This window comes from Ruminococcus sp. AM31-15AC (assembly GCF_003462045.1).
Classification (GTDB): domain Bacteria; phylum Bacillota; class Clostridia; order Oscillospirales; family Ruminococcaceae; genus Hominimerdicola; species Hominimerdicola aceti.
Window position 1 is genome coordinate 21,172 of sequence record NZ_QTYG01000036.1, and the last position, 7,349, is coordinate 28,520.

Consider the following 7,349-nt stretch of genomic DNA (forward strand, 5'->3'; position numbering starts at 1 on the left):
ACAAAGATATTTGCATGATTTTACAAAAAGTTCATAAAAAAACGCAATTGACACTTGACAGATAATCGGTCTTGTGTTATAATAATTAAGTTATCCTTGCTTGTGCAAATTGCGGCACAGGCGAAATCCAAAAGGAGGTGCAAATGCAATGGCAAAAATTAATGAGTCTTATGAGGCTATGGTAATTTTCAGCTCTAAGCTTGACGAGGAGGCTGTAAACGCACTCACAGCTAAGTTCAATGACTTGATCGAGGCAAACGCAAGCGACGTTACACTTAGTAACTGGGGCAAGCGTAAGTTGGCTTATGCTATCAATTATGAAACAGAAGGTACTTATGTACTGTGGTCATTCACATCTACGCCTGAGTTTCCAGCTGAGCTTGAGAGAATTCTTGGTATCACAGACGGCGTGATCCGTTTCTTAGTAACGGTCAAGTAAAACTGCGAAAGAGGGAAAAGTTATGCTTAACAGAGTTATTTTAATGGGTAGGATCACTCAGGATCTTGAAGTAAGACAGACTCCTAGTGGAAATGCAGTTTTGAGATTCAATGTTGCAGTTGACAGACCAGTTCGTCAGGGTGCTGAAAGGCAGACTGATTTTATTACTTGCACTGCTTGGGGGCAGAGAGCTGAATTTATCAACAGATACTTTTCAAAGGGCAGAATGATCGCTCTTGAAGGTCAGATAAGAACAGGTTCTTATGATGACAAGAATGGTGTAAAGCATTATACAACTGAGGTCAATGTTGACAGTGTGTCTTTCACGGGTGAACCAAAACAGCAGGGAGCAGGTAACTATTCCAATAACTACGGAAATGGTGGTTATCAGCAGAATAATTACCAGCAGAACAATGGTGGATATTCACAGCCTGCAAACAATTCTAATCAGAATAACTATAACAATGCTCCATCAAATGACGCTTTGTCCATTGGTGACCTTGATGATTTTGAAGAAGTATTGTCCGATGACGGAGTACCGTTCTAAGCAGAGGAGTTTTGAAAAAATATTTCTCTAAGGAGGGAAATTTACCATGGAAAAGGAAAGAAATACAAGCAGACCTATGAAGAGAGGTCGTAAGAAGGTTTGTATGTTCTGTGCAGACAGAGCTGAAAAGATCGACTATAAGGATATCGCAAAGCTTAGAAAGTGCATGACAGAGAGAGCTAAGATCCTCCCTAGACGTGTAACTGGCACTTGTGCTTATCATCAGAGAGAACTTACAACAGCTATCAAGAGAGCACGTCATGTGGCACTTCTTCCATATGTAGCTGACTAATAGTGTTTTCTATTTTGAGGTACCTTTATAGGTGCCTCTTTTTGTTAAGGGGAAGTTTCTGAGTGGGGCTTGCAAATGTATCATAAATGTGATATTATATACTAAAGCTGTATAACAAAGCATTACAGTATTTGTAGAGCTGTAAGGAAATGGAGCAACTATGAAAGATAAAACTGATGTTAAAATAAATAATATTATGCCGTGTGTTCCAACGAGAGATCTGGTAGTTTTTCCTGGAATGTCTATGCATTTTGATGTTGGCAGACCAAGAACTATAAAGAGCATGAAAAATGCCATGGACGGCGATCGACTTGTTTTTCTTTGCGCGCAAAAAGACGTTTATCTTGAAATGCCTGAAAAAAAGGATATGTTCAAGGTGGGTACTGTAGCAAAGGTAAGACAGATCGTTAAAGCACCTGATGGAATATACAGATGCTATGTAGAAGGTCTGCGTAAAGCGAGACTTGCTGAGTTTTATCAGTATGATGATTGCTATGAAGCTGATGTAAGACTTGTACCAAATTATTCAAAGGATAGGCTTGACGATGACGAACAACTTGCTGTTTTTCGTTCGGTCTTAGATGAGTTTGAAGAGTATGTTCAGGTGGTTCCTAAAATGCCTGAAGAGCTTTATGCCCAGATACTCGGTTCTAAAACGCCTGTTCAACTTTTTGAAAGTTTGGCATTTAATATTCCATTAGCTTTTACTGACAGACAGTCGCTTCTTGAAGCTCCATCTGTTTTAGATAAGCTAATTCTTATGATCACTATACTTTCACGAGAGACCAATGTTTTATCTCTTGAAAGAAGGATACATAGTCAGGTCCATTCTCAGATAGAAGAAAGTCAGCGCGAATACTATATTCGTGAGCAGATCAAGGCGTTACAGAATGAGTTGGGTGAAAATGAAGACGGCTCAGATGTAAATGAGATCGATGAGTACACACATAGGATAGATTCACTTATATTGTCCGAAGAAGTTCGTGATAAGCTTATGGGCGAGGTCAGGAAGCTTTCCAAGATGGGTATGATGTCACAGGAGGGTGTTGTGCTGAGAAATTATCTCGACACAGTGCTTGCATTGCCGTGGAATGCTGTCACAAAGGATAGGACAGACGTTAAAAAGGCTAAACAGATACTTGACAAGGATCACTATGGCATGGCAAAGGTCAAGGATAGAATACTTGAAAATCTTGCTGTAAGAGCGCTTACTCCTGATGTCAAGGGGCAGATCCTCTGTCTTGTTGGTCCTCCAGGCGTTGGTAAAACTTCAGTGGCAAAGTCTGTCGCTAGAGCACTTAATCGAAACTTTGTAAGGGTCTCATTGGGTGGTGTTAAGGACGAAAGTGATATCAGAGGTCACAGAAAGACGTATGTTGGTGCAATGCCAGGAAGAATAATGAATGCCATGAAGCTTGCAGGAAGTAAAAATCCTGTTGTTCTTCTTGACGAGATAGACAAGATGAGCAATGATTTCAGAGGCGATCCATCGTCTGCTATGCTTGAGGTTCTTGACAGCGAGCAGAACAATGCTTTCAGAGATCACTATATTGAAGTGCCGTTTGATCTAAGTGATGTGCTGTTTATTACAACTGCAAATACTCTCGATACCGTTCAAGCACCTCTTCTCGACCGTATGGAGGTCATAGAGTTGTCTAGCTATACTAGGGAGGAGAAGTTCCATATTGCAAAGGAACATCTTATTAAAAAGCAGGAAGGTAAGAACGGTCTTAAAGCATCTCAGATACGCATCTGCAATGATGCTATCTATAAGCTTATAGACAGCTACACAAGAGAGGCTGGCGTGAGAAATCTTGAAAGACAGATAGGCTCGCTTTGCCGAAAGGCTGCTAAGGAGATAGTTGAAGACGGTGTTAAGAAAGTTACTTTCAAGGCGGATAATCTTGAAAAATATCTTGGCCATGAGAAATATCTCCCTGATGTTGTATCAGATAAAGATGCTGTTGGCTCTGTAAATGGTCTGGCATGGACGTCAGTGGGCGGAGTTGTCATGCCTTTGGAAGTCCTTGTACTTGACGGAAAGGGCAGAATAGAGCTTACAGGCTCACTTGGCGACGTTATGAAGGAGTCTGCAAAGATTGCCGTAAGCTATTGCAGGAGCGTTGCTGACAAATATGGCATCGATAAAGACTTTTACGAGAAAAAAGATTTGCATATACACGCTCCCGAGGGTGCTGTGCCTAAGGACGGTCCATCTGCAGGTGTTACCATGATAACGGGCATTATCTCTGCATTGGGTAATATAAAAGTACGCAGTGACGTTGCTATGACAGGTGAGATAACTCTTAGCGGCAAAGTACTGCCTATAGGCGGTCTCCGTGAAAAGACTATGGCTGCATACAAGGCGGGGGTCAAGACTATTATTGTGCCTTTCGCTAATAAGGGCGATCTTGATGACGTTGACGATACAGTAAAGCTTTGTTGCGAGTTCGTGTTCGCAAAGACTATTCAGGATGTGCTTGACGTTGCACTTGTTCCAAACAGCAAAAATAATGTTCCGCTTGAACTCCTAAGCAAGAACGAGCCGGAGCGAAAAAAATTAACGGTATAGAAAGGGCCGCCTATGAATTATAACAAAGCAGAATTTTATACTTCCTTTGGAAAATTCTCGCAGATACCCAAGTCTGATAGACTTGAATTTGCCTTTTCCGGAAGGTCGAATGTGGGAAAGTCGTCGCTGATAAACAAGCTTCTTAACAGAAAAAACTTGGCGAGAGTTAGCTCTATGCCGGGTAAAACTGTTACAATAAACTTCTTTTCTGTGGAGAATATCTATATCGTTGATCTGCCCGGATATGGCTATGCCAGCGTATCAAAGTCCGAGAAAAGGCAGTGGGGCAGTCTTATAGGAGGCTATCTTGACGACGGCAGCAGACAGCTTGCACTTGTTTTTCAGCTTGTGGATATGCGTCATCCGCCGAGCAAAGACGATCTGATGATGATAAATTATCTTATTGACGCTGAGATACCATTTATAATCGTGTTCACCAAGGCGGATAAGCTTAAGCCTAACGCCAGAAAAGCACGTATGGAAGCTTTCAAGACAGAGATACCATGCTTTGAGGACATCACCTGTGTGGAGTTCTCTGCGATCACAGGAGAGGGCGTAGAAGAGCTGAGAGAGATAATCGACGATATATCCGAGGGAGCTGAGATAACGCCACCAGAGAAACTAGAAAGCGATACAGAGGACGAAGAAGAGGAATATTACGATGATAAAGAGGATATTTCTGATGAGCCGAAGTCATTCGGCGGTTTTCTAACGCCTAATAGAAGAAAAAATTAAGAGTAAGTAAATAAAAAATTCATAATTCTCCTTTACATTTTTCATGACTTGTGTTAAAATATATTTATGGTTTAACACTTTACACCATGAAACGTAAAGGAGATTTTTTTCATGAAAGAGAAACTTGAGATCAAAAATTTAGACGATCTTTATGAAGCAGTGCTTTGTCTTGAAACTGTCGAGGAATGCAGGCTGTTTTTAAAGATCTTTGCACTATACCTGAGCTGAAAGCACTTTCACAGCGTTTTCAGGTTGCAAAAATGCTTACAAAGGATCATGTTTACAGCGATATAGTAAACGAAACAGGTGCTTCAACGGCAACTATAAGCCGTGTAAACCGCTCGCTTTCTTATGACGGCTCAGGCGGATATAATATCGTTTTTGACAGATTGGATAAGAAGGAAGATAAGTAATGAGCGGATACGGCAGATTTGCCTGTTACTATGATAAGCTTACAGAGAATGTCGATTACGGAAAAATTGCGGCACGGTGTCATGAACTTATAAAACGATACAGTTCAGAGCATGAGGTAGTTTTGGATCTTGCCTGCGGCACAGGTTCGCTCAGTGAAGCACTTGCACGTCTTGATTATGATGTGGTAGGCGTTGATCTGTCGGATCAAATGCTTGAAGAAGCCATGGATAAGCGCTATGAAAACGGTCTGAACATACAGTATCTTATGCAGGATATGACTGAGCTTGATCTGTATGGCGCAGTTGATGCTGTTGTTTGTGTTCTTGACAGCATAAATCACCTTGAAAATGAGGAAGCTGTCAGAAAGACTTTTGAGTGTGTATCAAAATTTACCTGCGATGGTGGACTTTTCATATTTGATGTAAATACTGTGTACAAGCACCGAGTGATCCTTGCAGACAATGCATTCTGCTATGATCTTGATGGGCTTTTCTGTGCATGGCAGAATGAGCTTAATGATGATGACAGCGTGAGCATATATCTTGACTTCTTTGAGGAGCAGGAGGACGGCTCTTATTGTCGTTTTAGTGAGGATTTCACAGAGAGGATATATACGGACGAGTTTTTGAGCGAGCTTGTAAAGTCAAATGATTTTGAGCTTATAGGAAAGTATGACGGATTTGAGGACTCTCCAGTTAATGATAAAACGCAGAGAGTTCTTTATGTGTGCAGGAGAATAAACAGAGGGTGATTTTATGGGTAGAATAGTTAGAGTTATAAGTAAAGACGCTTCCGTTGTGTGCAGTGCTATCGACGGAAAGGATATTGTTTCACGCATTGAGGAGATACATAAAACTTCCGCTGTGGTCACGGCGGCACTTGGCAGACTTGCTATGGGCACTTCGCTCATGGGATTTGGACTTAAAGGCAAAGATGATTCTATTACTGTAAAAATGGACGGTGATGGTCCTACAGGTGCGCTTATATGCGTTTCTGACAGCATGGGAAATGTTAAGGCGTATGTACAAAATCCAGTGGTGGAACTGCCGCTTAACGATAAAGGCAAGCTTGATGTCAGAGGGGCTGTAGGCTCTAATGGTACGCTTAGTGTGGTCAAGGACATGGGACTTAAAGAGCCGTACTGCGGACAAGTGCCTATTGTTTCAGGCGAAATAGCAGAGGATATAACCAACTATCTTGCTGTCAGTGAGCAGGTGCCAAGCGTCTGCGCTCTTGGCGTACTTGTAAATCCAGATCTGACAGTGAATTGTGCAGGTGGATTTCTTATTCAGCTTTTGCCGTTTGCACCTGAGTCAGCTATAGATCAGATAGAGAAGAATATAAACGGAATGGAGTCTGTAACAAAGCTTATAAGCAGCGGCATGACAACAGAGGATATTGCTATGAAAGCTTTGGAGGGACTTGAGCCGAACGTTCTTGATGATTTTGAGGTTAATTATCGTTGCGATTGTTCAAGGGAAAGAGTAGAGAATGCTCTTATATCTTTGGGCAGGGCAGAACTTGAAGATCTTTCTAAAGATGGTGGTACTGATGTTGAGTGTCACTTCTGTGATAAGAAATATCACTTTACCCCTGAGGAGATTTTAGGGTTAATAAAAGAATAATATTTAATGAATATTTTATGTACACTATTCAAATGCCCGATAATAAAGCGTTTGTGGACTTAAACTTTTTTTGAGAAATTTCAAAAAACTCTTGACAAATGGCTTTGGATAGTGTATAATAAATATCGTCGCTGAGAGATACAACTCAAAACGACAGCTAATGGGAGCATAGCTCAGCTGGGAGAGCATCTGCCTTACAAGCAGAGGGTCACAGGTTCGAGCCCTGTTGTTCCCACCAAGCGGACTTATAAAGTCCGCTCATATGGCCGGGTAGTTCAGCTGGTTAGAACGCTAGCCTGTCACGCTAGAGGTCGTGGGTTCGAGCCCCATTCCGGTCGCCAATACATTCTTTATGTATCAGGTTTCGGTATCTTGCATATAATATTGTAGATACCACAAAATGCGGATTTAGCTCATCTGGTAGAGCGCCACCTTGCCAAGGTGGAGGTAGCGAGTTCGAGCCTCGTAATCCGCTCCAATATGGCGCTATAGCCAAGTGGTAAGGCATAGGTCTGCAACACCTTGATCCCCAGTTCAAATCTGGGTGGCGCCTCCAATGACTCACAGAGCTTCTGTTCTGTGAGTTTATTTTTTTGTCTAAATATAATAAGCAATCCAAAGTGACAACTGAGCGACGCACAGCTGTCACTTTTTGTATCAAAAGAACAAAGGAGCAAAGCAAAATGGACAAAAAGAGATAAGAAAAGGGAAATAAAGTGTAAAAA

General features: G+C 41.6%; 7 protein-coding genes, 4 tRNA genes and 1 pseudogene. All 12 read left to right on the top strand.

The features are described from left to right. Positions 1 to 148 precede the first annotated feature (148 nt). The 12 genes and pseudogenes from rpsF (at position 149) to DW793_RS10390 (ending at position 7,180) form a co-directional block, all read left to right on the top strand. Positions 149 to 439: a 30S ribosomal protein S6 gene (gene rpsF, locus DW793_RS10335; RefSeq protein ID WP_046440545.1), complete on the top strand. Its 291-nt coding sequence runs from the start codon at positions 149 to 151 to the stop codon at positions 437 to 439. A 22-nt stretch (positions 440 to 461) separates the two neighbouring features. Continuing rightward, positions 462 to 986 (top strand): single-stranded DNA-binding protein, encoded by a 525-nt coding sequence (locus DW793_RS10340; protein WP_118157999.1) that lies wholly within the window; start codon positions 462 to 464, stop codon positions 984 to 986. Between the two features lie 46 nt (positions 987 to 1,032). Next, a complete protein-coding gene (gene rpsR / locus DW793_RS10345) occupies positions 1,033 to 1,278 on the top strand; it encodes a 30S ribosomal protein S18 (RefSeq protein WP_022287519.1) in 246 nt (81 codons plus the stop codon). A gap of 160 nt (positions 1,279 to 1,438) precedes the next feature. Then, positions 1,439 to 3,850, top strand: coding sequence for an endopeptidase La (gene lon / locus DW793_RS10350; RefSeq protein ID WP_118158001.1), 2,412 nt, complete (start codon positions 1,439 to 1,441; stop codon positions 3,848 to 3,850). A gap of 12 nt (positions 3,851 to 3,862) precedes the next feature. Then, a complete protein-coding gene (gene yihA / locus DW793_RS10355) occupies positions 3,863 to 4,585 on the top strand; it encodes a ribosome biogenesis GTP-binding protein YihA/YsxC (RefSeq protein WP_117904244.1) in 723 nt (240 codons plus the stop codon). A gap of 111 nt (positions 4,586 to 4,696) precedes the next feature. Beyond that, a pseudogene (locus DW793_RS10360) lies at positions 4,697 to 4,998 on the top strand (YerC/YecD family TrpR-related protein). Beyond that, positions 4,998 to 5,750 (top strand): class I SAM-dependent DNA methyltransferase, encoded by a 753-nt coding sequence (locus tag DW793_RS10365; protein ID WP_118158003.1) that lies wholly within the window; start codon positions 4,998 to 5,000, stop codon positions 5,748 to 5,750. The pseudogene DW793_RS10360 and the gene DW793_RS10365 overlap by 1 nt, the downstream one beginning before the upstream one ends. Before the next feature lie 4 nt (positions 5,751 to 5,754). Beyond that, positions 5,755 to 6,624, top strand: a complete 870-nt coding sequence (hslO, locus tag DW793_RS10370; protein WP_117925176.1) for an Hsp33 family molecular chaperone HslO — start codon at positions 5,755 to 5,757, stop codon at positions 6,622 to 6,624. A 162-nt stretch (positions 6,625 to 6,786) separates the two neighbouring features. Beyond that, positions 6,787 to 6,862: transfer RNA gene (locus DW793_RS10375), tRNA-Val, on the top strand. A gap of 26 nt (positions 6,863 to 6,888) precedes the next feature. After that, a tRNA-Asp gene (locus DW793_RS10380) sits at positions 6,889 to 6,965 on the top strand. A gap of 61 nt (positions 6,966 to 7,026) precedes the next feature. Further along, positions 7,027 to 7,102 (top strand) — tRNA-Gly (locus DW793_RS10385). A 4-nt stretch (positions 7,103 to 7,106) separates the two neighbouring features. Further along, positions 7,107 to 7,180, top strand: a tRNA-Cys gene (locus tag DW793_RS10390). Positions 7,181 to 7,349: the final 169 nt, after the last annotated feature.

Excerpts from the sequence above, each read along its gene's own strand:
- rpsF (WP_046440545.1), top strand. The coding sequence starts at position 149 with ATGGCAAAAATTAATGAGTCTTATGAGGCTATGGTAATTTTCAGCTCT.
- DW793_RS10340 (WP_118157999.1), top strand. The coding sequence starts at position 462 with ATGCTTAACAGAGTTATTTTAATGGGTAGGATCACTCAGGATCTTGAA.
- rpsR (WP_022287519.1), top strand. The coding sequence starts at position 1,033 with ATGGAAAAGGAAAGAAATACAAGCAGACCTATGAAGAGAGGTCGTAAG.
- lon (WP_118158001.1), top strand. The coding sequence starts at position 1,439 with ATGAAAGATAAAACTGATGTTAAAATAAATAATATTATGCCGTGTGTT.
- yihA (WP_117904244.1), top strand. The coding sequence starts at position 3,863 with ATGAATTATAACAAAGCAGAATTTTATACTTCCTTTGGAAAATTCTCG.
- DW793_RS10365 (WP_118158003.1), top strand. The coding sequence starts at position 4,998 with ATGAGCGGATACGGCAGATTTGCCTGTTACTATGATAAGCTTACAGAG.
- hslO (WP_117925176.1), top strand. The coding sequence starts at position 5,755 with ATGGGTAGAATAGTTAGAGTTATAAGTAAAGACGCTTCCGTTGTGTGC.